Source organism: Nostoc sp. UIC 10890 (assembly GCF_054786515.1).
This window is the reverse complement of record NZ_JBSGKF010000001.1, coordinates 3,600,971-3,625,426: the sequence shown is the minus strand read 5'-3', so window position 1 is coordinate 3,625,426 and position 24,456 is coordinate 3,600,971. Positions and strand designations below refer to the sequence as shown.

Here is a 24,456-nt window from a genome sequence, read left to right as displayed (position 1 = left end):
TGTCTATACACTATTATTAACAAAAACTCAAGCAGATGTATTGGATGATTGTAATTTAATCCCCAAAACTTGAGTGTAAGCTCCCCGTGCTTGAGTAACGCCAATTGTGCGTTCGGCTGATTCTATCATCGGACGACGCAAACTCACAACTATAAATTGCGCTTGTTGTGACTGTTGTTTAATCATTCTAGCTAATCGCTCTACGTTTGCCCCATCCAAAAACATATCTACTTCGTCAAAGGCGTAAAAGGGCGATGGACGGTAGCGTTGCAGGGCAAAGATAAAGCTCAAGGCTGTAAGTGATTTTTCTCCCCCAGACATGGAAGCTAGGCGCTGTACGGGTTTGCCTTTGGGGTGCGCGACTAAATTTAGTCCACTGCTGAAGGGATCTTCGGGATTTTCGAGTTGCAAGAAGCCGTCACCGTCTGAAAGAATGGCAAAAATCGATTGAAAGTTTTCGTTAACGGCATCGAAAGCTTCTTTAAAGGCAAGTTGCCGCAATGTGGTAAAATTTTCAATTCGTAAAAGTAGTTCGGTGCGTTCTCCTTCTAGTGTTTCTAATTTTTGCGTGAGTTCCTGGAGACGGTTTTGCGTGCGTTCGTATTCTTCCAACGCCAGCATATTAACAGGTTCCATTGCCTGTAAGCGTTTGGTAAGCGATCGCAATTCTTTCTGCAATTCCTCTAAATCTACTTTATCTGGAACTTCTGGCAGTGGATTTGGCAATTCTGCTCCCACATCCCGCAACTGGCTTTGCAGTGCAATTAATTCCTCTCGCCGCTTCTCTTGGGTTTCTTTGAGTTTTTCGATTTCCCATTGCAATTGTTGTTGGCGCAAAAGATGCGATCGCACTTCCAGTTCTGTTGCGTCGCGTTTTTGTTTCTCTTCTCCCAAATTTTGCTCCATTTGACTCAACGATAAACGGGTTTGGGTGATTTGGTCGTCTATCGTTGTGATTTGGCTCAAGACGCGATGAATCGCGTCTCTACAAGAGGTTTGTTGGGTTTCATATTCGGTGATTCGCGTTTCACCTTCTTGGATTTTTTCTTGCAAACGTTGTTGCTGATTTTCTAAATTTTTTAATCTTTGTTCAGCTTCTCGTAACGCTGTTTCGCGTTGTTGCAATTGTTGCTCTTGAATTTTAATGGTTGCCTGGATTTGCTGCCATTCACTGGGAGTTTGAGACGCTTCCAACTCTGCTAATGCGTGTCGTAATTGTTGCAACTCATTTTCTTGTCCCGGTAATTCCCGCTCTAAAATTTCTAATCGGGATTGAGCAGTGGTTAACTTTTGGCTGTTTTGGGCGAGTTGCGATCGCGTCCCCTCTAATTGCGCTGTCAAATTCTTAATATCTTTTTGCAACTGTTCTAATTGCAACTGCTGTTCGCGCCGCGCCTGACGCGCTTCTGTTAGTTCCTGGGTGAGTTTTTTGGTTTTGGCTGACAAAGTAGCGATCGCTTCAGTACAACGCTCTAAAACCCGCTCAATATCCACCAAGCGACTTCTTAAAGCGATCGCTTCATCAGATTCCGCCGCTTCAGCATTGCCGAACCGCAAGGCTGAACGATTGCTGTTGCTACCACCAGTCATTGCACCACTGGTTTCTAACAATTCCCCGTCTAAGGTGACGATGCGATACAGTCCTAAGTTTTTCCGCGCCGCCTCAAGGCTGGAAAAAACTACCGTATTGCCGAAAACATAGCTGAAAACATCTTTGTAACGGCGATCGCAATCGACTAAGTTCACAGCATAGTTAACGAAGCCGCTAGCAAAACGCAGCGTTGCATCTTGAGTAAACTTGGGGGCGTGAATTTTATTCAACGGTAAAAAAGTCGCCCTCCCTGCACGCTTCTGTTTGAGCAGTTCAATCCCGGCGGCGGCGATACTGTCATCATCTACCACGATATGTCCCAAGCGTCCACCGGCAGCCATTTCCAAGGCTAGCTGATGGCGGGGTTCCACCTTTCCTAACTGCACAACTAAGCCACAAAGTCCAGGCATTCCCGATTGTAAAATGACTTTACTCGCTTGGGTTCCTTGAACTTCCTGCTGTGCTTGCGTTTGCGCCTCGATTTTATCCAACTGGCGTTGTTTTTCCCGTTGTTCAAAAAGTAACCGTTTTTGGGTTTCCTGTTGAATTTGCAGTTCTTGTTCTGTAGCTGACAGATTTTGGGCTAAATTTTGGATGGGTTCGCTAGAGGTGTTAAATTCCGTTTCAACTTGATTACACTCAGTTTGCTTTTCTGCTAACAGGGGTTCGTCGCGTTCAATTAACTGGGTTTGCTCTTGGATAAGTTGCTGTAACTGATTATTGCGTTCCCGGAGTTGTGCTTGTTCGGTGCGTTGCGGTTCTAGGGTGTGCAGTAAAGCTTCAATTTGACGGTTGAATGCTGTTTGTTGCTGCACCCACGCTTCGGAAGCTGAGGCGATTTCGGCGGCGGCTTCGCGGGAGGTTTCTAAGGCTTGGTGGGCTTCATTTCTTTGGTGTTGGGAAGACGCGATGAATCGCGTCTCTACAATTTGGGTTTCGGCGATTTCTTGTAGGGAATGGCGGTGTTTTTGAATTTCTTGTTGAGTTTGAGTTAGACGTTTGGCAGTTTCTTGGGAAGCTGTTTGTAATTCCGTTAGCTGACGCTGGAGTTGTTTACGTTCTGCTTCTTGGGTGGCGAGGGTAGATTGTACCGCTAAAAGTTCTTCTTCTCCCAATGCTTTGACATGGGCATTGAGTTGTTCTAGTTCAGCAGTTTTTTGGACGATTTCGGAATTGAGGTTTGTGAGTTGGGTAGTGAGTTCAGTAGAATTGCGATCGCCTGTTTGAATTTCGTGAACTAATTTTTCTTGTTGTGCTTGTAGCGATCGCCATGATAAAACAGCTTCCCAGGATTGCTTCGCTAGAAATTCCGTGCGGAGTTTTTGATATCTCTCAGCTTTAGCCCGATCTTGGGAAAGGCGATCGCGCTGTGCAGTTAATTCCGTTTCAATAATCCGACAGCTATCTTCCTTTTCCTTCACCTCATCTAAAGTTGACTTGGCTTGGATGATTTTGCGATCGAACGCCGCCACCCCAGCCAATTCATCAATAATTTCCCGCCGTTCCCGCGCATTCATCGAGATAATGCTGGTGACATCCCCTTGCAGCACCACGTTATAGCCTTCAGGATAAACCCGCAGGTTACTTAGTTCCTCATGCAACTGCGTCAGTGTGCAAGCTTCACCATTGATATAGTAATTCGAGGTGTAAGTCCCTTGGTGAGTGACTCGCAGCCTTCTAGTAACACTCCACTCGCCCAATTTTGGATTTTGGATTTTGGATTTTGGATTTTCTTCCTCTACTTCTCCGACTTCCTCTGTTTCTCCTGCATCCTCTGCTTCTTCACTCTGCGTCTTTGCAGTTTTGGGTAAGATATCCTCCCCCGACAAATCAAATGTCACTGTCACGCTAGCTTCAATAGAAGCGCGTCCCTTAGACGTTTGGGTGTTATTTACCAAATCTGGTAGGCGATCGGCTCGCATTCCCTTAGAACTGGAAAGTCCCAGGCAAAAGAGCAGTGCATCTAAAATATTGGACTTACCCGAACCATTTGGCCCAGATATGACAGTACACCCCGGTAGCAAAGGGACAGAAGTAGTGCCACCGAAGGATTTGAAGTTCGTAAGTTCCACGCGCTTGATGTGCACCATAGGCGCTGGTTCCCTGGGCTAATGAAGAACAAGTGTATCAACTAATTAAGAATTCGCAAGAGGGTAAGGGGGAGAATTGGAAATTATAGTAGATGCGTTGCAGTGAGCCTGCAAGCTTCACCCAAAAGGCTTACCGCAGGCGATCGCTAAGTGTATGGCAAAAATTTTGATACCGCAAACTGACCATCAAATTTTCCCAGAGCAGATAATATCATGTCCGACTAATTACTTGTAATTCAAAAATTTTAAATAGGATCAAGGCATTCTCACACAGTAATGTGAGTTGCTAAGTAACAGGGGGGAGGAAGTGAAAAAAGCAACTCACCCCAATGGTAGAGGGTATTAAAAGCACCAAATTAATTTATAATATAGTAATCTTTACAATTGAAAAAACGTAGAAAGAAAGTCATCTTTACTACCATAATCTGTTGTCTGTGATTTGTTTCTGAACCCCCAAAATTTTCTAGAACTTAGTAATGAAGAGATTAATTAAAGGTCTGCGCGAATTTAAATCTAGCTATTTTTCGACACATCAAAAATTATTTGAGCAACTTTCACACGGTCAAAAGCCCAGAGTATTATTTATTACCTGTTCTGATTCGCGTCTCGATCCAAATCTAATTACACAAGCCCAAGTTGGTGAATTATTTGTCATTCGCAATGCAGGTAATATCATTCCACCCTATGGGGCAAGTAATGGTGGTGAAGGTGCGACAATTGAATATGCTGTTCAAGCTTTAGATATTCGCCAAATTATTATTTGTGGTCACTCTCATTGCGGTGCAATGAAAGGATTAATGAAGTTACATAATCTCAGCGATGAAATGCCGCTCGTACATGATTGGCTTAAATATGCAGAGGCAACTAGAAGACTAGTTATAGACCATTACAGTCACTACGACGGCGAAGAACTGCTAGAGATTATGATTGCCGAAAATGTTCTTACTCAAATTGAGAATTTGCGGACATATCCAGTGATTCACTCTAAGCTTTATCAGGGAGAACTCAGCATTTATGCTTGGATTTATCACATTGAAACAGGAGAAGTTTTCGCATACGATCCCCAGAAACACGCTTATGTTTTGCCTCAAACTCAGCTTCCAGATTCGGAAATAGATGAGTCGTTCAGTGGTCAGACTTCAAATACTAATGTAATAGTGCGTTCTCCTCAAAACCCCCAAGATGATGTTCAACCTTATGAGAAACAGTCTGTTTCTCCATTTGAGTGGTTTCCAATGAGACGACTTTCTCCAGAGCAGATGGAGCGAATTTATCGAGGTTCAAATAATGGAAGTTGAAAGATGAGAAGATAGAATTAATTATAAATAAGCCATAACTAAGGGACTTCCAGTTAAAAGAATATCCCATTTTAGGGGCGCAAGGCATTCATTGGTGTCAACTTAACGTCAAAGCAAGTCTATAAATAGCTTTTAGATTGCCTCGTTGCCTCGTTCCCAGTCTCCGACTGGGAATGCTCGTCGTTTAGGCTCCGCCTCGCTTACTGGCGGCAGAGCCGCCAGGAGCCGCATTTCCAGCCAGAGGCTGAAAACGAGATTTGAAAAGGGTTTTAGCTTAAGTTGACACCAATGCAAGGCATTGTGCCACTACCACATCATCTATTTACCTGAAAATAGCTATAGCAAAAACAGAGACTTACACAGATGCAAGTCTCTATTTGGCTTTTATGCCGCTGCTAACTGAAAGCTTCAGTTATTCTTTTATGGCTTTTTCACAGTATCAACTTTTGCTTCCACCTTCACTGTCTTCACACCTTGAACTTCTTTAGCTAAGGTTTCAGCTTTCTTGAGTTCTTCAACAGAAGTCGCTGTGCCTTTGAGGATAATTTCACCCTCTTTGTTTTCAACTTGTAACTTATTACCTGGTAAGCCTTTGTTCAACTTTGCGCTAACTTCAGTTTTTAAGTCACTCTTAGCTTTTGTAGCTGCTGTTTTTTCAGAATCGGTTTTAACTTTAGTATCTGTACTAGCTACTAAAGGAGTTGCTTCTTTTCCTGGAATTTTGGCAGTTTTATCCGCAGTTTGATTTATCTGAGAAGCTGGTGTTGCTGGTGCTTGAGCAGCTTGATTAGTTGTGCTAGGAGTTTCCGAACCAGTTTTAGGAGCCTCTTCGCAGCCAAAAGTACCAACTACCAAAATGCCACTAATTAGCAATGGAATTAGCTTTTTCATTATTTATCTCCGAATTGAGTAGTTGAAGCGATTAATTGATGTGTGATGTCATGGTGAGGAGCAGATGTTAAAAACAATTAAATGTGAATTAGCAAAAGTACCTAAGCAATAGCTCAGGTTACTGAGAATTGAACCTTGGACGATTTCTTGAAGCTAAGATTTGACGACTAGTTTTGAGAAATGCCAATTCAATTTTCCTAACGGCTGCTAACCAGGATGGCTCTATATACAGCCTGTAGCTCTCTATGAATTTAATGTAGATGCTAAGTAGCTATTTCAATGGTAGATTATGCCACCCCACAGTGGTGACTCGATATTATCAGATTTTAGTCAATTTGGCGATGTCTATGACGAATTCAAAACTTCAGCGTTTATGGAATGCTGTGGCAGCAAAAGTCCCAACAAAATGTTACTTTAGAAAACTATGGCTTACTTACAATGCCCTAAATATCAGGAAATATTAGCCAATGCCCTACCTTAATTCCGCCAGCGAAATTAGTGCCATTGTCGCTGAATATACCAAGGCTAAAACGCTGTGGATAGATACAGAAGTGGCTGACTATAAAAGTCGTAATCCAAAATTATCACTGATTCAGGTATTAGATAATCCTCAAGATATGAGTGGCGATCGCGTCTACCTTTTAGATGTATTAGATCAGCATAATATTATAGCAGAATTTATTGAAAAAATTATGATAAACTCTGCCATTGAAAAAGTTTTTCACAATGCCAGTTATGATCTAAAGCTTCTCGGTAATAAGAAAGCCAAAAATATTACCTGCACTTTGGAAATGGCAAAAAAAATTCCCTATTATCTTTTACCATTACCCAACTACCAACTCAAGACTATAGCTACTGCACTTTGTAGCTTTAACAATATCGACAAACAAGAACAAAAAAGTGATTGGGGAAAACGTCCCCTGACTGAAGAACAGATAGAGTATGCTTATTTAGATTGTATTTATCTGGCTCAAATCCACTTAAATTTGTTGAGATTACAAGCCCAAGCTAGCCCGGACTCCGCAATGGAAGACTTAATATCACTAAGTACCAGATACTTACAACTTGAGCAGCAATGCAAGTTGTTGAACTCTGAATTTGAGCATTTGCAAGAACGCATGAAAAAAGCTATGCAAGCTCAAAATATATCTGAAACTTCTTATTATAAGCTGACTAGTTATGAACGGACTACAGTCAAAGCTACATTTACAGAATTGGCAAGGCTAGCACAAACCCAAGGTATTAATTTAGATTTTCCCATTACAATAACTCAGAAACTCCAAAAAGATTTAGGGCAAAATCTGGAACAATTGTCTGTAGATATTGAGAAAAGCACCTCTTGGCGGCTGACTTCCAAAATTCAAGAGAGTGAAACAGAAGATGAGTAAATTGTTCATCTAGCTACAAATGGCAGAATTTATGGAGTTCTTGTAAAGTAGAAATCTTAATATTTCAAATATATTTTTTTCAACAGTGTTCTAAAAAACATGAGCAACAGTAGTTGATTGCTGATAAATCTATTGTCAAAAAGCGCAAATATGACAATAGCAAAGAGCCAAATTGACAATTTTTATACTTTATGAATCAGATTTTTTCCTTAATATAACTATTAAATATCAGGCAAATATATCAATTGACTTTTAATGTCTATCAAAAGTTAAAATAACTATTGAGTTAAAGAATTAAAATCTAGACTTTGGTACTAATTTTGTTCAGGCGTTATGGTAGTTTATATTAACTTATGAAACGGCGTTTATTCAGGCAAAAGCGGATAAGGGTAAATACTTTATTTACCATAGCTATTTTTACTACCTTGACTACAATTAGCAGTATTTCTTGTAGTAAGAATGACAATGTATTGGTGACAGAAATAGGAGTCAGTCAACCTAGCCGTCGTTCAGCTACAACATCTAAGGGTGGGCAGTTCTATCTTCAGGGAAAGAATCAGCATTTAAACGGCGACTTGCAAGCTGCGATCGCTTCTTATGGTAAGGCGATTGATCAGAATTCTCAGTATGGCGCAGCTTACAACGGTCGGGGATTAGCCTATTTTGATTTGGGAGACAAAGAAAAAGCGATCGCAGATTACAATCAAGCACTCCGCATCAACCCTAACGACGCCGAAGCCCACAATAACTTGGGAAATGCCCGCGCCTCACTAGGAAATAATAGAGAAGCAGTTAAAGATTACAGTGAAGCGATTCGCCTGAATCCCAACTATGCCGAAGCCTACAATAACCGGGGGAATGCCCGCGCCACCAATGGAGACAAAAAAGGGGCACTAGATGATCTTGACCAAGCGATTCTCCTCAACCCCAAATATGCGATCGCCTACAATAACCGAGGAAATGCCCGTGTTGCCAATGGAGATCCCCAGGGTGCGATCGCAGATTACAATGAAGCCATTCGCCTCAATCCTAACTTTGCCCCTGCCTACAATAACCGAGGAAATGCCCGCGCCACCAATGGAGACAGACAGGGAGCGCTTAAGGACTTGGAACAAGCAGCAAGCATTTTTCAAAGTCAGGGAAACAACGACTTATATGAACAAGTGATGAATAACATCAAAGAACTTGGACAGTAGGGAGTGGGGAGAATGGGGAGCAGAGGAGCAGGGGAGCAGGGGAGCAGGGGAGCAGGGGGAGCAGAGGAAGCAGGGGAGCAGGGGGAGAATAATAATGACCCATGCCCCATGCCCAATGCCCAATGCCCAAAATCCTATTCTTCAATCAATGGGCTACGGAGGTCTTCTACCATCGCTTGAATTTCGGCTGGAGGAGGTGGTGTTAGGCGCGAAACCACTAGGGTAACTGCGAAATTAATTAGCATCCCCAAAGTACCAATTCCTTCGGGAGAAACCCCAAAAAACCAGGGTTGCATACCGCCAAACTTGACGCCGACAATGTAGATGATCGTAAAAATTAAACCTGTTACCATGCCGGCGATCGCACCTTCAGAATTGGTGCGCTTATCGAAAATCCCCAGGAAAATCACCGGGAAGAAACTAGCAGCGGCTAAACCAAAGGCAAAAGCCACCACCTCACTCACAAATCCCGGCGGATTCACCCCAAAATAGCCGGCGAGGACGAGGGAAAAACCTACCATGATCCGCCCGACAAACACCCGTTTTTCTTCTGAGGCTGATGAATCGATGATCCGGTAGTAGATATCGTGGGCGATGGAACTGGAAATTACTAGCAATAAACCTGATGCTGTAGATAAAGCAGCAGCCAAACCACCAGCCGCTACCAAGCCAATCACCCACGGAGGCAGGTTAGCTACCTCTGGGGTAGAAAGCACAATGATATCTCGGTCAATCTTGATTTCATTGGTGTCTTTGTTTGGAGTTAACTGGAAACGCCCATCCTTATTGATGTCATCAAAAGCCAACAGTTTAGTTTTTTCCCACTTGGTAGCCCAGTCTAGCTGCTGCACTTCTGCAACCGTCTGATTATGCAGAGAATCGATCAGATTGTAGCGGGCAAACATGGAGAGGGCTGGAGCAGTTGTATAAAGAATAGCGATAAATAGCAATGCCCAACCAGCAGAAAAGCGGGCTGCACGCACACTCTTAACTGTGTAAAATCGGACAATAATATGGGGTAAGCCAGCAGTGCCCACCATCAGGGCAATAGTGGTGAACAGCACATCTAGCATCGATTTGTTCACAAATGGCTCAGTATACGGCTTAAACCCCAGGTCAACCTGAATTTTATTGAGTTTGTCAGCAATATCACTGAAGGTAAATGCTAGCTGAGGAACAGGATTACCAGTGAGAAACCAGGCGATCGCGATCGCTGGAATCAGGTAAGCAAAAATCAACACACAGTACTGTGCTACTTGTGTCCAGGTGATGCCTTTCATCCCGCCCAAAACAGAGAAAAAGCCCACGATCACCATGCCGATGATCACGCCTGTATTGATATCTACTTGGAGGAAGCGGCTAAAAACAATTCCCACGCCCCGCATTTGTCCAGCAACGTAGGTGAGGGAGACGAAAATGGCTGCAACTACTGCCACCAAACGGGCGATATTAGAGTAGTAGCGATCGCCTACAAAATCTGGCACTGTATACTTACCAAATTTCCGCAGGTAGGGAGCCAGCAATAATGCCAGCAGTACATAGCCACCCGTCCACCCCATCAAATAAATAGAACCGTCGTAACCCAAAAAAGAAATCAGCCCCGCCATTGAAATAAACGAGGCTGCGGACATCCAGTCGGCGGCGGTAGCCGCACCATTAGCAATTGAAGGTATCCCTTGACCTGCGATAAAGAAGTCTTTACTATTTTCGACTCGTGATTGCCAACCAATATAAATGTAGGCAGCAAAGGAAAGTCCAACTAATACAATAGTCCAAATTTCAACTGACACGGTTTTTCCTCACTTCTTGAGATTGTATTTTTGGTCTTGCTTACCGAGATTGAATCTGCGGTCTAGCTTGTCCATTTGGAAGGCATAAATGAAAATCAAGGCTACAAATACCAAGATTGATCCTTGTTGTGCCATCCAAAAGCCAAAGGGTACGCCAAAAAACCGTATTGCATTCAAAGGTTGAACCAACAAAATACTGAAAACTAAGGAAACCAATGCCCAGACAATTAAAAGATTACGAATTAAAGCAGTATTAGCACGCCAATAAGAACGGCGCTGATCTTCATCCATTGTTGTTCATCATCATTGCGTTTGTGCATCAAAATAATACCAAGAAGCCGTTATTATCCTGTCTAATTACTGTATTAATTTTTAAATTATTTAGTAAACGATATTTGTTTTTGCTGTATTAAATATTGCTAAGTAATAGCTGACCGAGAATTAGCATCTGGTCAGTTATTAAAATATGTTGGTTAATCAAGCTGAAATATGCAATAACTCATTAGTAATACAAGAGTTTTCTATACAGAAACTTTAATTTTTAATACGTGTTAACCAGTAGGTTAATGAGGCTATTAAATACTAAAATGCATTTTTTGATTGCTATACAAGCAATTAGTACTCAGAAAGGCAAAGGTAACTTGATTACAAAATATACGAGTAATTACTATGGACTTTTACTTAGTTATTTTAATAACATTTTGGTATCAATCTTGTTATTACAAATATGGGGCATTACCAAAATATAGTAAATTATGATACAAATACTGTCTTACTCAGCTTTCCGAGGCATTGCAGTCGGTATAGATGAGAACTTCTATCATCGTGGTGAGAAAAAGCTGATTTTAACGAGGCGTCTTGCAAAGCGATGTTTACGACGGGCTAGCCTACGCTGATTTCAAACAACTGATTCGCTTCATTCTCAACAACCAACGTCTCCATAGAATTTTTGAACTAGTCTTGGAAGTCGCACAAAAATAGCTTACTTAATTTACACCTAATTTATTTGCGATCGCACTTAATTCTCAAAACTTGTAGTTTTGGAATTGAGTAACTTTTTCATGCGTGTCTTCGGAAAGTGCAGATTTCAGTTTCAACCATACCACGAGCCAGAATATATGTTTATCCAAACACTCATCACAGAGCCGATTCATTTTTTCAGAATCGTTGTCATTGTCATATTCTCCATTACTTTGCATGAGCTTGCTCATGGCTGGGCTGCGATGAGTCAGGGAGATAATACTCCACAACAAACCGGTCATTTGACACTGAATCCTGTAGTTCATATGGGCAAAGAATCGCTCATCTTTCTCTGTCTCATGGGTATAGCTTGGGGACAAATGCCCGTCAACCCATCTAAATTTCGTTCTGGAAAGTTAGGCAATATTTTGGTATCAGCAGCAGGGCCATTGTCAAATCTGGCTTTAGGAATTCTATTTGTTGTGCTGCTCAAACTTTTCTTTAACCCTAGTCTGTCAGGACTCGTGAGTGTCGAATTTCTTTACCTAGCGGCTCGGATTAATTTAACGTTATTTCTGTTTAATCTGCTGCCAATTCCACCACTTGATGGCTTTCATGTTTTCAGTGAAATTTTTCCTCAGCTAAAGCCACTGCAATATAGCCAATTCGGATTATTTGCCATGATGCTTCTATTTATAATTCCGGGTTTTGGGATAGGACTTGGTAGCATTGCTGATTTATTTATCCGGTCAGGATTGGGGATGTAAACAACAATTTTTATGCGAATAAAAAGGAAAAGTTGAATGAAAATCAATAAAAAAATTGTAGTCGCTGCTACTAGCCTTACCTTGAGTATTGCTGCTGTGCTTATTCCATCTGAAGAATCAATGGCGAATATATTAGCTGTAGATCAATATAATAATAGTTCTGTAAGTCACCATTTAGTCAAATATCCCCACGAAATAAGTCAACCATTAATGGTTGTACAACCAGGGCTATTTAACTCTGTTTTAGGGAATTTAACAATTGAAAAATATAGTTTTCTACCCTGTCCTAATCAAGAGCGATCGCCATTTACATCTTCTATTGAATTATTGATGAGATTATTGATTATTGGAAGCTTTGGCTCTGTGGGAATAGCAGGTTATTCTTCCTTTGTTGAACGTTATTTTCAAATCATTAATAAAGATTTAAAAATAATTTACTACAGTATTTTCTTACTACTGTCTTTACAGATTATAGGTAGTATTATTGTTTTAATGTCTTCACCTACCAGTTCCATTGCTTCTACAATTAATCTAAGCTCTAACTGTATTTTAGGGAAACCATAGTAGTAATTAGAATTGCTATAGTGATTCTAAATAATTAGTGAGAGATAAGAATCCCGACTCAATACTTTGCGCTTAAGACAATAGACGCGATGAATCGCCGTCTCTACAAAAAACTGATTATTGTAGAGACGGCGATTTATCGCGTCTTTGTGATAATTTATCGGATCTTTGCGATCTATAATTTTCATCAAAAACCTTAACCTAACCGTATTGAATCCCGACTTATTTGATAAGTCGGGATTCTACTATTTGCATTCTCCCAAATCAAATTAGATTAGATAATATTAGTATATTCAATCTAATTGTCTACACCTACAGAAATAAGTTTACTGTAATATTCAGTCTTGGTATAGATGCTGATAATACTATCACCAACTGCAAAAAAAGTACCTTCTTGCTCATCTTTAGAAAATTTCAAATTTGGATATTTAGCAGCAGCTTCGTCAGATGTCATGGCTTTTGCTTCCATTTGTTTTGGCAAGAGTCCAGTAGCACCAATATAAAATACCAAGGGAGATATCTTATCTTGGTAGATATTTTCTGCATATTCTTCTAGCTTGTGACTTGCCGTTGTTAAAGCTGTAACCATTTCCTCTTTGCTGATCTGTTTACCAGTTTGTTTATCCTGTAATAACTGCGCTAAACTATCAGCACCAACTTTCTTAAGAATACCTCCAACAATGCCATTTTGCTCAAGCCCAAGAAAATCATCAAAAATTGGTTTCATCAACTCGTCAATTTTTGTAATTTTGGTGCGTAATGACAATAACCTATGCCTAACAGCAAGATTCTCATTAAATGCCATTTCAAAACTAGGTTTAATGATAACTTCTCCAGCCTTTTTGTCATAAAGACGATACATTCTATTGAGAAACTTGTTAGCAGAAGGTAACTTACTCAGGTTCAAAATATCTTGACTGCCGATATCAATTTTATAGCTCAATTTTGATTCAAGAGTACCATTAGCTAAAGCTTCGTTGATATCAGTGTATTCGTTAGTCGTAGGAAAGTTGATGTAAATATTCTTGGACAGATAGTGCTTTTGAAACTCATCTAACTGCGTCTCGATAAATACATCTGACTCCTTTCTCAAGTGAGCGCCAATAATACTAGTCAGCACTTTAATTTCTGCTAGTTCATTGAATACTCCATCAACACTGCTGTAACTACTATTAGCAGCTACAAGTGGCAAGTTATCTAACTGAATGGTATATTCAGTGCGAAAGTCGAATTTCTCCGCATCTAGAATGCCTTTTTCTTTGAGTAAGTCAAAGACTTTTTTACTGCTGATTTTGACTTTTAATGACTTTACGTTGATTTTGCCGTCACTTACAATCGTGTAATTATTAAAAGTATTGAGGTCATTTACTAGCAAACCTGCTACTTCAAGAGTGGGAGTTTTGTCTTCAGATTTTGCAAGTTTGACTTTACGTTTGACAAGCATGTTGATAGTAGCAGTATTGCGGTTAAACTGAAACTTGCCCATACCGACATACTCAGCATTATCCATATATTCTGTTCGCAACCAAGGTTGGAGCAGTTTCCCGTTTTCGTTCCTAACACCTCTAACACGCTTGATACCTGTTCTTTGATAATTTTCTTGCAGGTGCTTGATATTGACAATAATATTGTTGCGATGTTGTGCAAAAATTTGGATTAGTTCTACCAGAGAAACTTGATTATTTGTCATATTGCCACCCTACAGATAAAGGTTAATAATCTTGTAAAACCACGGTTACTGAAGTCTATTGCTCTGACAAAATAAGCTGTTACAACTGTGTAAAATTGAAGAGTAAACACACAATAATTTGATTACGAAACTTTGTACAAAGTTCCGGATATTTGCGGTTAGCTGAGGGTTTAAGTTTAAACGCAGAGGATAACAAAGTTTGTTTGAGTCTATTCACTATGAACTGAGGCAAATTTGTACTTCGCGTTGCATACTCAGCGGATATTCATCTCTTTATAGTACAATTGTATCATAAAACTGCCAAGTTGTGTAGACTCCGCTTAGGCTGTTGACTTTGTTGGTTTTAAGACAAAATTATTTCATACAACTTTATTTTCAACCAACATTGACGACACAAAAACTGCATAAACTTTTATCCTCCAAAAAGGCACAAAGTCAACAGCCTAGACATACAGGTTTTTGCAATCCTCTACTTAGCGCAAAATCTGGTCAATCATCCGGTTGGCTTGCGAATCGTAACCACCGCCAAATAAATTGAAGTGATTCAAAATGTGATACAGGTTATAGAGTATTTTTCTGCGTTCATAGCCTGCATCTAACGGAAATACCTCGTTGTAACCCTGATAAAATGCTGCTGGGAAACCACCAAACAATTCTGTCATAGCGATATCAACTTCGCGATCGCCAAAATAAGTTGCTGGATCAAATATCACAGGTTCTCCCGACACAGTACACCCAGCATTTCCGCCCCATAAATCGCCGTGTACTAAAGAAGGTTGCACCTCACGATTCGCCAATAGTTCAGGAATAGCTGCTAGTAACTTGTCTTGCTGGGGAAAATTACCTCCCCGCCGCCTTGCCAATTGAAATTGATAACCCAGGCGATGTTTAATATAAAATTCCGTCCAGTCTGCTGTCCAAGTATTAATTTGGGGTGTGGAACCAATGGTATTGTTAATTTTCCAACCAAAACCTTGACTGCTGCTAGCTTTATGCATCACCGCTAACTTCCGCCCCATCTCTTTCCATGAGTTGCTGTTACCGCTACCAAGTTCCAACCATTCCAGGACGATATAGCTAGAATTATCAGCAGTACTCCAGCAAATTGGTTTGGGGACGCGAATACTAGCTGTTGCTAGCATTTCCTTTAAACCCATCGCCTCGGCTTCAAACATCGCAACTTGGGATACAAGGTTTTGCTTGACGAAGTAGGTTATCTCACCATTGGAAACAGCATAACCTTGATTGATGCACCCGCCACCAACCGATCGCCGTTGCTGACTCTGAAATTTTTCGCCAGTTACCTGGCTAATATGTGCGTCAATTTGAGTCCACATGATTAAATTGGGGAGTGGGGGATGAGGGAGCAGAGGGGCAAAGGAGCAAGAAGTTAAAAGTTAAATTCTTTACCTATGCCCAATGACAAATGACAAATGACAAATGACAAATTTACGGCTTTACAAAAACCACGCCATAAGCATCTGGGGAAAGATACTCTTTAGCTGCTTGCATCAAGTCTGTTGCATCTTGGCTCTGAATTATCGCTGGGTAGTTAAAGGCGGGTTCCAAATCTCCCACCAAAGATTGATAATAACCATACAACCCGGAGCGATCGCTTGGTGTTTCGTTACCAAATATAAATCTGTTAGCTACTCGCCGCCGTATACGGTCAATTTCTGATTCTGTTACCAACTCTGTTTGTAGTTTACCAATGTGTTGAGCGATCGCATCCTCTACAACTGCTAAATTTTCCACTGCACATTTAGCTGAAATATAAAATATCCCTTGCAGTTGATTGCTCATGTTGCTCACAGAAATTGAAGAAACCAATCCCCGTTCTTCTCGTAAATCCCTCACTAGTCTTGATGTCCGTCCGTGTCCCAAAATTCCTGCTAAAACATCCAATCCATAGGTGCGCTCTAACTGGGTCATTCCGGGAACCCGCCAAACCATCACTAGCCTTGCTTGTTGCAGACTTTCATCGATAAATTCTCGACGGACAATTTCTGTAAATGGTGATTCAGGGTTGGGTAGGGAGTGGGGAGTGGGGAAGGTGGGGCCCCCTCTGGGGATAAGGGGTAATGGGGAGTGGGGAGTTTTAGCGGCTTTTGTAAATCCTTCAGCAACAGTTGCAATTAATTCTTCGACGGGTAAATTGCCCACAGCCACAGCAGTAATTGACTGGGGTTGATACCAATTAGTATGAAAATCTCGCATCTGCTGGGGTTTAAGTTCGGCAATCACCGATTCTGGCCCCAATACCGCACGGCGATAGGGTAACTGATCAAAGGCTGTCTCCATCGCCCGTCGATATGTCCGCCGCTGGGGATTATCCTCTGAACGCCTAATTTCTTCCAAAACTACCAATCGCTCACGTTCAAAGGCATCATCAGGAATACTCGCGTTAGATACTACATCTATTTGTAGTGGTGCAAGCTCGGCAAAATCTTTGGGTGCAGTGGTTATATAGTAATGAGTATAGTCTTGACTAGTAGCAGCATTAGTAACAGCACCCCGTTCTTCAATTCGACGTTCAAATTCGCCGCTAGCCAGTCGTTCTGTTCCTTTAAAAATCATGTGTTCTAAAAAGTGAGCCATGCCGTTAATGGCATCAGGTTCTACAGCAGAGCCAACTTTAATCCACAAATTGAGGTTTACGGCTTCAACTGGCATTTGCTCGGCAATGATTGTCAAACCATTGGGCAAGTAGTGCAGTGTCGGAGCATTAAGACGGGGAAATTTCCGTAGGGTTGAGGTCATTGCTACTTGTGTGTGAGGAGCGATGTTACTTCTTTATCTTATCTGCGACTTCAAATAAGCACTGCGAACGCATCAAGAAGAGAACGCCAAGAAGAATTTTTCCGTATCCCCACATCTCCGTATGCTGACTACTTTTTTTAGCCATGAACTCATTAATCTCGATCACGCTGTAAAATTATGAATAGCAATGTTAAGAATTATAAAAATAAATATCGATGTCCAGCATTTCTATTGACAAAAGTAAATCTCATGTAGTCGTTATTGGTGCAGGAATAGGTGGACTGACTGCTGGGGCATTATTAGCTCATAGAGGTTACAGCGTCCTCATTCTAGACCAAGCCCTCGTACCAGGAGGCTGTGCTTCGACGTTTAAACGCCAGGGATTTACCTTTGATGTGGGTGCAACTCAGGTTGCAGGGTTAGAACCAGGGGGAATTCACCACCGCATTTTCTCAGAATTGGCAATAGATTTACCGGCAGCAACGCCTTGTGACCCGGCTTGTGCGGTATATTTACCTGGGGAAAGCACACCCATCAACGTTTGGCGCGACCAAGAGAAATGGCAAGAGGAACGGCAAAAACAATTCCCCGGTAGCGAACCGTTTTGGCAGTTGATGGCAACTTTGTTTGATGCGAGTTGGGAATTTCAAGGACGCGACCCGGTGCTACCACCGCGTAATTTATGGGATTTGTGGCAGCTAACGCAGGCGGTGCGTCCGAGTACATTAATTACCGTACCCTTCACTTTGTTTACGGTAGGAGATGCTTTACGGTTATGTGGATTAGGTAATGACCGACGATTGAGAACTTTTTTGGATTTGCAACTGAAGTTGTATTCCCAAGTCAATGCAGAAGAAACAGCATTACTTTATGCAGCGACGGCGTTGAGTGTATCCCAATTGCCCCAAGGATTGTTTCACCTCCAGGGAAGTATGCAAGTATTAAGCGATCGCTTGGTACAATCCTTAGAAAGAGATGGTGGCAAGTTATTGATGCGCCACACTGTAGAACAAATCAAAGTCGAAAACGGCAAAGCCAGTGCTGTAGTAATTAGAAATCAGAAAACTGGCGAAGTCTGGACAGAAGCAGCCGACCACATAGTTAGTAACGTTACTGTGCAAAACTTGGTGCAGTTATTGGGAGAACAAGCGCCATCTGGTTATAAAAACCGCGTGGAAAAATTGCCCCAAGCATCGGGTGCATTTGTGGTGTATTTGGGTGTGGATGCCAGCGCGATTCCGCCTGGGTGTCCTCCCCATCTCCAATTTCTGTACGATGCTGATGGCCCGATTGGCGAGAATAATTCCCTATTTGTTTCCGTTAGTCATCCTGGAGACGGTCGCGCACCGGAGGGGAAAGCGACAATTATCGCTTCTTCATTTGTCGATCCTACAGAGTGGTGGCAAACTGATGATTATGAAGGACTAAAAGAAAAGTTTACCCAAGAAGCGATCGCTCGTCTAGCTCAATACTTTTATCTCAAACCAGAAACTATTATCTATCAAGAAGCTGCAACACCCCGCACCTTTGCTCATTTCACAGCCCGCGATCGCGGTATAGTCGGTGGTATTGGTCAAAGAATACCCACCTTTGGCCCCTTTGGCTTCGCAAATCGCACACCCATCCAACATCTGTGGTTGGTTGGTGACTCCACCCATCCAGGAGAAGGTACTGCTGGCGTGAGTTACTCAGCGCTAACAGTAGTCAGGCAAATTGAAGCGCAAATGTAGTATTTTACCAAACCATTTTTAATTACAGCAGTTTGCAAGTAACTGAGGTACAAAATGCAGAACTCACGCATCAGATATAAAGAGTTCCTACTCCCTGCCTCAAAACCTGTAGCTTTGTACTTCATGCAAAAGAAAACTGCTGTATGAATTATCTCGGAGGATAATATTGGGGATTTACAACTGGAGATTGATAACCGTTTGTGGGTACTGTACTTCCCATGCCGTTGGGTACAGGACTCACAACAGGAGGCTGATAAACACTCATCGGTACGGTACTTGTTGTCCCGTTGGGTAAAGCAGGATTCACAACCTGGGGCTGATAACCGTTTGTGGGTATAGTGCTTGTAGGACTGTTAGGTGTGACAGGAATCTGGCTAAACTCTTGGTAGGCAACACGAGAAATTGAGCTAATCAATTTTTCGGCGCGAGGGTCGTTATTGGGGCGTTGTACCATGACAGCAGCTACATAGCGCTTACCAGTTGGAACACCAATTAAACCTGCATCTGCTAACATTGTGCCGATATCGCCAGTTTTGTGGTATACTCTCGCGCCTGCACCCAAACCCGACGGTAGCAGAGAGTCTCTCTGAGTACGACGCAAGATATCGAGCATGAGATCGCGTGATGGCATACTGACTAAATTTCCTTGACTCACAATCGCCATCAAATTCCCTAGTTCCTTGGGAGTTGTGGTGTTTGTCCCTTGCAAATCTGGGAGTTGATTGCGAATTATTGTGGCTGTCAATCCCCAACTGCGGAAACGCTGGTTTAAAGCGTCTATGCCTCCGAGTCGGGCAATCAGCATATTTGTCGCCGTGTTGTCGCTGATTGTAATCATCTTGGTAGCGACTTCCAGAGCAGTGTACTGGGTTCCGGCTGGTTTGTATTGCAGATTTCCCGAACCGCCAGCGACCATATCCTGTTGCATGGTTAACATTTCATCCAGGCGAATTTTCCCCGCATCCACATCCTGGAAAAAGGCAATCAGAATTGGCACTTTAATCGTGCTAGCTGCCGGAAAACTGGTAGAGCCATTGACATCTACATAATTACCAGTATCCAAATCTAATAAGAAAACTCCCGGTGTGAGATTTGGGTTGGTGTCCGCCAAATTTTGCACGGCATTTTTCAAAGAGGTAATTTCTTGAGATAAATACATACTCGCAGCTGCTACTGGGGGAGTTTGGGTGGGTTGTGGCTGCGATCGCACCACCACATTACTATTAGATGGGGACGCCGATGTGCTGATGCGATTAGCTGGGTCTAATACTGACAACACCGTGCCCACAATTGCACCCATGCCAACACCCACAATCAATAACCGTAAAACATACAATATAGTTTTGGCCATTGGCTTTAACCGCGTTTTCCGCGATGAGCGCCTACCCATTTTTGGCTTTTCCATCCGCACTGTTTTCACCATCACAGCACCCGGTCGAAAGGGAGGAATTTTCCCCTTGACACTAGGCATTGATTTGACTGCCGTTGGCATGACTAACCCCGATTTGACCCTACGTGTAACACCAGGGGTTGGGGGAGGACTGATTTGATTTTTTGGGCGTGTTAGCGCCGCTTGTCGTCCACTGACAGTTTGCTGCTGGCTGTTGGCTTTAACTTTCTTCTGTGCCACTTTTTGAACTTTTTGTGGCCGCTGGCGGCGATTTAAGGGTTGACGCCGCGAGAAAGCTGTTAGTTCGTCACTTGACTCTGACACCGTTACTCCTTGTGACCCACTTGACTGTTTTCTTGCAGACTCCTGACCCAAAACTTAATCTTTAAGCAATATTAATACTCAAATTCCACTTTGCCACTAAGTAGCATTTTTACGTTTAGTTTAAGCTATGTTAAATATTTTGGGGGGGATGATTGCGTATATATTAAACGAATTATTACAAGTTTTCACCATCCCTCTGGTTTTTAAGGGCCCATTCTACCTGCTGCAAAATTCCTCGGAGCATATATACTTCCCCTGTTTTCAGGTGAGCACGATTATACATTTGGCGAAATTTTTCCATGCGACTAGCTGCCGTATGGGGATACACATAACCAATTTTCAGTAATAGTGATTCTAATTGCTGATAGTATCCTTCCACAACATCTAAGGGTGCAAGTTCAGTTTGGGGTAAGGGCTGAGTGTCAGATTGTTGGGCACATTGTGACAATTCATAACAACAGATTGCCACGGCGGTAGCCAAATTTAGGGCGACATAATCTTTACTTGTGGGAATGCCAACAAACCGCTGTGCATAATTTAATTCTTCATTGCTTAATCCCCGGTCTTCCCTGCCAAAAATCAGTGCTGTGGGTTTTTCTGGTTCCTCCAGTAGCCAGGGTAGGGCAGTGCGGGGGTTTTCTAAGGGAGTTTCCCAACTGCGAACGCGACCAGTGGTAGCGATCGCTCTGACACATCCATGCAATGCTTCTGGTAAGGTTGCTACTAATACCGCAGATTCGATAATTTCCTGAGCGTGAACAGCCATCATCAAAGCTTCCGTCGATAGCGGATCGCATTGGGGGTTCACTAATACTAAATTATATAGCCCGAAATTTTTCATTACCCTGGCGATCGCGCCGATATTTATCGGCCCAGCTGGTTCTACCAACACAATTCTTAATCCAGCCAAGCCCATTTTTTGCCTCCTGCGATCGCACCAGATAATACTTACAGGCTAATTTTCAGCGCCATGAATCTGCTGAAAAGTTTCCTTGAAATCATTTTACCTGTGTAAGTGAATGCCTGCGTCAGGTCTGAAGAGTTCAGGGCAATTTTTGCCGTTGGGCTAGTCAAACAATTCTTAATCCAGCCAAGCTCATTTTTTACGCCCTTCACCCTACTCTTAGCAAGGCTATGGTGTACACACAAATCTCTTGACCTGCACTTTTGTTGCAGGTGAATGCAAAAATTAACCTGCCCTACGTTACGCAGTAACTTTAAAAGACTTGTGGTAGCCTTGCCAAGGGGTTACAGCGTAGGCGAATAAAGAAACAGTATCAGGTGCATTTTAAATGAGCAGATCACACTTTTCTCCAAATTCTGATTAAATACCTTGTAGTATTGCCTGATTTAACCAAACAATGCCACGGGAAGCTCACATGAAAAACTCCAGGAAAAGTTGGTTACGTAAAAGACTCAAAACTACTCTGATTTTCCTGTTAGTGCTGGGGCTATTGTTAGTTGGATTTACTACCTACACCGTGCGCCAATCCTTTCCGCAAGAGAGTGGCACAATTCAACTACCTGAACTGAAAGCTGAAGTAACCGTTCAGCGGGATAAATGGGGTATTCCCCATATTTATGCTGCCAACTCTCACGATTTATTCATGGCGCAAGGTTACATCCACGCCCAAGACCGCTTTTGGCAAATGGACTTTTGGCGACACATTGGTTCTGGGCGACTTTCAGAAATGTTTGGTTCATCTCAAGTTGACACTGATAAATATCTGCGGACAATGGGTTGGGCGAGAGTAGCGCAGCAAGAAATTCCGGAAATTAATGCAGAGATGAAAGCATATTTGGAAGCTTATGCCGATGGTGTCAATGCTTATCTGACAGGGCATCAAGGCAGTGCCCTGAGTCTAGAATACACTGTGCTAAAATTCCTTAATCCTGGATATCAGCCAGAACCTTGGCAAATACTGCATTCTCTGACTTGGGGTAAGGTAATGGCTTACGATTTGGGCAGAAATTTTCAGAGCGAAATTGAACGTGCTATTTTGCTCAAAACCCTTAATCCCAATCAAGTAGAGGAACTTTTTCCACCATACCCTCAAGACTTGCCAGTTATTTTACCTGAGTTCCAGAAGAAAGAGGACACAGGGACACAGGGACAGGGGAAAACACAGAGTTATTTCCCCGCATCTTCTTTACTTCACGACTCTCTAGATGTATTACCTGCTTTAGAGTCAATTACTAAGCCGATGATGGCTTTGGAACAACTTATAGGGCCCACGGGAATAGGTATAGGCTCGAATAACTGGGTGATATCTGGTCAGCGGACAGCTACAGGTAAGCCAATTTTGGCGAATGACCCGCACTTAGGTGTGCAAATTCCCTCTATCTGGTATGAGGTTGGTCTACACTGCACACCCAAGAGTACAGAATGTCCCTACAACGTTTCTGGTTTTTCCTTTGCGGGAATGATTGGAGTAATTATCGGTCATAGCGATCGCATTGCCTGGGGTGTGACCAATGTACAATCTGATGTGATGGATTTATACATCGAGAAAATCAACCCGAAAAATCCTAACCAGTATGAAGTCAATGGCAAATGGGTAGATATGCAACTCGTGCCAGAGACGATTCAAGTCGCCGGAAGTCAACCGATTGTGCAAACGGTACGCTATACCCGACATGGGCCGATTCTCTCTGATGTTTCGCCCAATCTAAAGCAATTCCAGCCAAGTCAGTTGCTAGAATTACCGCAAAACTACGCCGTAGCCCTGCGCTGGACAGCCCTAGAACCTTCCAAACTAGGGTATGCCGTTCCCCAAATCAATCGCGCCCAAAACTGGCAAGAATTCCGCACTGCTGCCAGCAATTATGATGTCCCCGCTCAAAACTTGGTCTACGCTGACATTGATGGCAATATTGGCTACCAAATGCCTGGTAAATTCCCCATCCGCGCTCAGGGAGATGGGCGTTATCCCGTTCCTGGTTGGACGGATGAATATGAATGGCAAGGCTATATTGACTTTGAGCAGTTACCCAAAAGTTTCAATCCACCTCAAGGTTATATTGCTACTGCCAATAATTTAGTTATGCGTGAATATCCTTATCTAATTACCGCAGACTGGGTTTATGGCTATCGGGCACAGCGCATCGTTGAAATGATTTCACAACAAACACAGCCGATTTCTCTAAAAAGTGTGCAGCAGATACAGGGAGACGATCGCAATCTGAATGCACAAACATTAGTACCACTACTGCAATCTATCACTGTTGATACCCCCCGATTGCAAGCAGCCCAAAAACTACTACAAGATTGGAATTTGCAGTTAGGAATGACATCGCCTGTTGCTGCTTTATTTGAAGTCTTCTGGAAACACTTACTGGCAAATACGTTTCACGATCAGTTGCCTGAAAAGTACTTTCCGCATGGAGGCGATCGCTGGTATGCTGTGATCGCAAATCTGGTCAAACAGCCCAATAGTTCTTGGTGGGATAATCGCAACACCCCAGAAGTTGAGAACCGCGACCAAATCTTGCGACAATCCTTTATAGAAGCCGTGGATGAACTAGAACAAATTCAAAGCAAAGACCCGAAAAACTGGAATTGGGGCAAGCTGCATACCATTACTTTTCGGAATGCCACCTTGGGTAAATCTGGGGTTGTACCGATTGAAGCTTTATTTAATCGTGGTGCTTTTGCTACATCTGGTAACGGCGAAACAGTAAATGCTAACCGTTGGAGAGCAAATAAATCCTTTGAAGTGACTGATATTCCTTCACTGCGGATGATTGTAGATTTAGGAAATTTAGATAACTCAGTAGCAATTCACACCCCTGGACAATCAGGCCATGCTTTTCATAGCCACTACAACGATATGGTTGACCCCTGGCGCAAGATTGAATACCACCAGATGCTTTGGGAACAGAAGACTGTTGCAAATAACACCACTGTGACATTGAAGTTAGTTCCCAAATTGCGAGAGTAGAGGGCAAGCTGACTATGCAATTTTAAATTTAGTTAATCAAGTGTAATTACATACACTCTTTAGGGAAAATGAAGTATAAAGTAACA

The 24,456-nt window shown here is 42.4% G+C and carries 17 protein-coding genes; 7 read left to right on the top strand and 10 right to left on the bottom strand.

Annotated elements, in window-relative coordinates:
• Positions 1–27 precede the first annotated feature (27 nt).
• On the bottom strand, positions 28–3,681 hold the full coding sequence (gene smc, locus ACWATR_RS14795; RefSeq protein WP_460333565.1) for a chromosome segregation protein SMC: 3,654 nt from the start codon (positions 3,679–3,681) through the stop codon (positions 28–30).
• 476 nt (positions 3,682–4,157) lie between these two features.
• Here smc and ACWATR_RS14790 point away from each other — a divergent pair, with 476 nt between their 5' ends.
• Complete coding sequence (locus ACWATR_RS14790; RefSeq protein ID WP_460333562.1) at positions 4,158–4,979, top strand: carbonic anhydrase; 822 nt, start codon at positions 4,158–4,160, stop codon at positions 4,977–4,979.
• A gap of 420 nt (positions 4,980–5,399) precedes the next feature.
• On the opposite strand, the gene ACWATR_RS14785 is transcribed toward ACWATR_RS14790, so the two are convergent.
• The gene (locus ACWATR_RS14785) at positions 5,400–5,870 is read right to left on the bottom strand and encodes a BON domain-containing protein (protein ID WP_460333559.1); all 471 of its coding nucleotides are present in this window, start codon (positions 5,868–5,870) and stop codon (positions 5,400–5,402) included.
• A 467-nt stretch (positions 5,871–6,337) separates the two neighbouring features.
• On the opposite strand from ACWATR_RS14785, the gene ACWATR_RS14780 reads away from it, so the two are divergent.
• Positions 6,338–7,258, top strand: a complete 921-nt coding sequence (locus tag ACWATR_RS14780; RefSeq protein ID WP_460333556.1) for a ribonuclease D — start codon at positions 6,338–6,340, stop codon at positions 7,256–7,258.
• Positions 7,259–7,611: 353 nt separating this feature from the next.
• A complete protein-coding gene (locus tag ACWATR_RS14775) occupies positions 7,612–8,454 on the top strand; it encodes a tetratricopeptide repeat protein (protein ID WP_460333553.1) in 843 nt (280 codons plus the stop codon).
• A 134-nt stretch (positions 8,455–8,588) separates the two neighbouring features.
• Here the strand turns inward: ACWATR_RS14775 and ACWATR_RS14770 are convergent, their stop codons facing one another.
• Both ACWATR_RS14770 and ACWATR_RS14765 read right to left on the bottom strand, forming a co-directional pair.
• Complete coding sequence (locus ACWATR_RS14770; RefSeq protein ID WP_460333550.1) at positions 8,589–10,244, bottom strand: sodium:solute symporter family protein; 1,656 nt, start codon at positions 10,242–10,244, stop codon at positions 8,589–8,591.
• A 9-nt stretch (positions 10,245–10,253) separates the two neighbouring features.
• Entirely contained in the window at positions 10,254–10,535 is a 282-nt protein-coding gene (locus ACWATR_RS14765; RefSeq protein WP_460333547.1) for a DUF4212 domain-containing protein, read from the bottom strand.
• Positions 10,536–11,362: 827 nt separating this feature from the next.
• On the opposite strand from ACWATR_RS14765, the gene ACWATR_RS14760 reads away from it, so the two are divergent.
• On the top strand, positions 11,363–11,971 hold the full coding sequence (locus ACWATR_RS14760) for a site-2 protease family protein (protein WP_460340437.1): 609 nt from the start codon (positions 11,363–11,365) through the stop codon (positions 11,969–11,971).
• Between the two features lie 36 nt (positions 11,972–12,007).
• Positions 12,008–12,535 (top strand): hypothetical protein, encoded by a 528-nt coding sequence (locus ACWATR_RS14755; RefSeq protein WP_460333544.1) that lies wholly within the window; start codon positions 12,008–12,010, stop codon positions 12,533–12,535.
• Between the two features lie 26 nt (positions 12,536–12,561).
• On the opposite strand, the gene ACWATR_RS14750 is transcribed toward ACWATR_RS14755, so the two are convergent.
• The 4 genes from ACWATR_RS14750 to ACWATR_RS14735 form a co-directional block, all read right to left on the bottom strand.
• A complete protein-coding gene (locus ACWATR_RS14750; RefSeq protein ID WP_460333540.1) occupies positions 12,562–12,723 on the bottom strand; it encodes a hypothetical protein in 162 nt (53 codons plus the stop codon).
• 110 nt (positions 12,724–12,833) lie between these two features.
• The gene (locus tag ACWATR_RS14745) at positions 12,834–14,225 is read right to left on the bottom strand and encodes a hypothetical protein (protein ID WP_460333537.1); all 1,392 of its coding nucleotides are present in this window, start codon (positions 14,223–14,225) and stop codon (positions 12,834–12,836) included.
• Between the two features lie 473 nt (positions 14,226–14,698).
• On the bottom strand, positions 14,699–15,562 hold the full coding sequence (locus ACWATR_RS14740; RefSeq protein WP_460333534.1) for a fructosamine kinase family protein: 864 nt from the start codon (positions 15,560–15,562) through the stop codon (positions 14,699–14,701).
• A 112-nt stretch (positions 15,563–15,674) separates the two neighbouring features.
• Positions 15,675–16,985 carry a M16 family metallopeptidase gene (locus ACWATR_RS14735; protein WP_460333531.1) on the bottom strand — a complete coding sequence of 437 codons (1,311 nt, stop codon included), beginning with the start codon at positions 16,983–16,985 and terminating at the stop codon, positions 15,675–15,677.
• Positions 16,986–17,200: 215 nt separating this feature from the next.
• Here ACWATR_RS14735 and crtD point away from each other — a divergent pair, with 215 nt between their 5' ends.
• Complete coding sequence (gene crtD / locus ACWATR_RS14730; protein ID WP_460333528.1) at positions 17,201–18,715, top strand: C-3',4' desaturase CrtD; 1,515 nt, start codon at positions 17,201–17,203, stop codon at positions 18,713–18,715.
• A 148-nt stretch (positions 18,716–18,863) separates the two neighbouring features.
• Here crtD and ACWATR_RS14725 read toward each other — a convergent pair whose 3' ends face one another.
• Together ACWATR_RS14725 and ACWATR_RS14720 are read right to left on the bottom strand one after the other, a co-directional pair.
• The gene (locus ACWATR_RS14725; RefSeq protein ID WP_460333525.1) at positions 18,864–20,429 is read right to left on the bottom strand and encodes a serine hydrolase; all 1,566 of its coding nucleotides are present in this window, start codon (positions 20,427–20,429) and stop codon (positions 18,864–18,866) included.
• Positions 20,430–20,604: 175 nt separating this feature from the next.
• Entirely contained in the window at positions 20,605–21,345 is a 741-nt protein-coding gene (locus ACWATR_RS14720) for an RNA methyltransferase (RefSeq protein WP_181927719.1), read from the bottom strand.
• 463 nt (positions 21,346–21,808) lie between these two features.
• Between ACWATR_RS14720 and ACWATR_RS14715 the strand changes: the two genes are divergently transcribed.
• Entirely contained in the window at positions 21,809–24,370 is a 2,562-nt protein-coding gene (locus ACWATR_RS14715; protein ID WP_460333520.1) for a penicillin acylase family protein, read from the top strand.
• Positions 24,371–24,456: the final 86 nt, after the last annotated feature.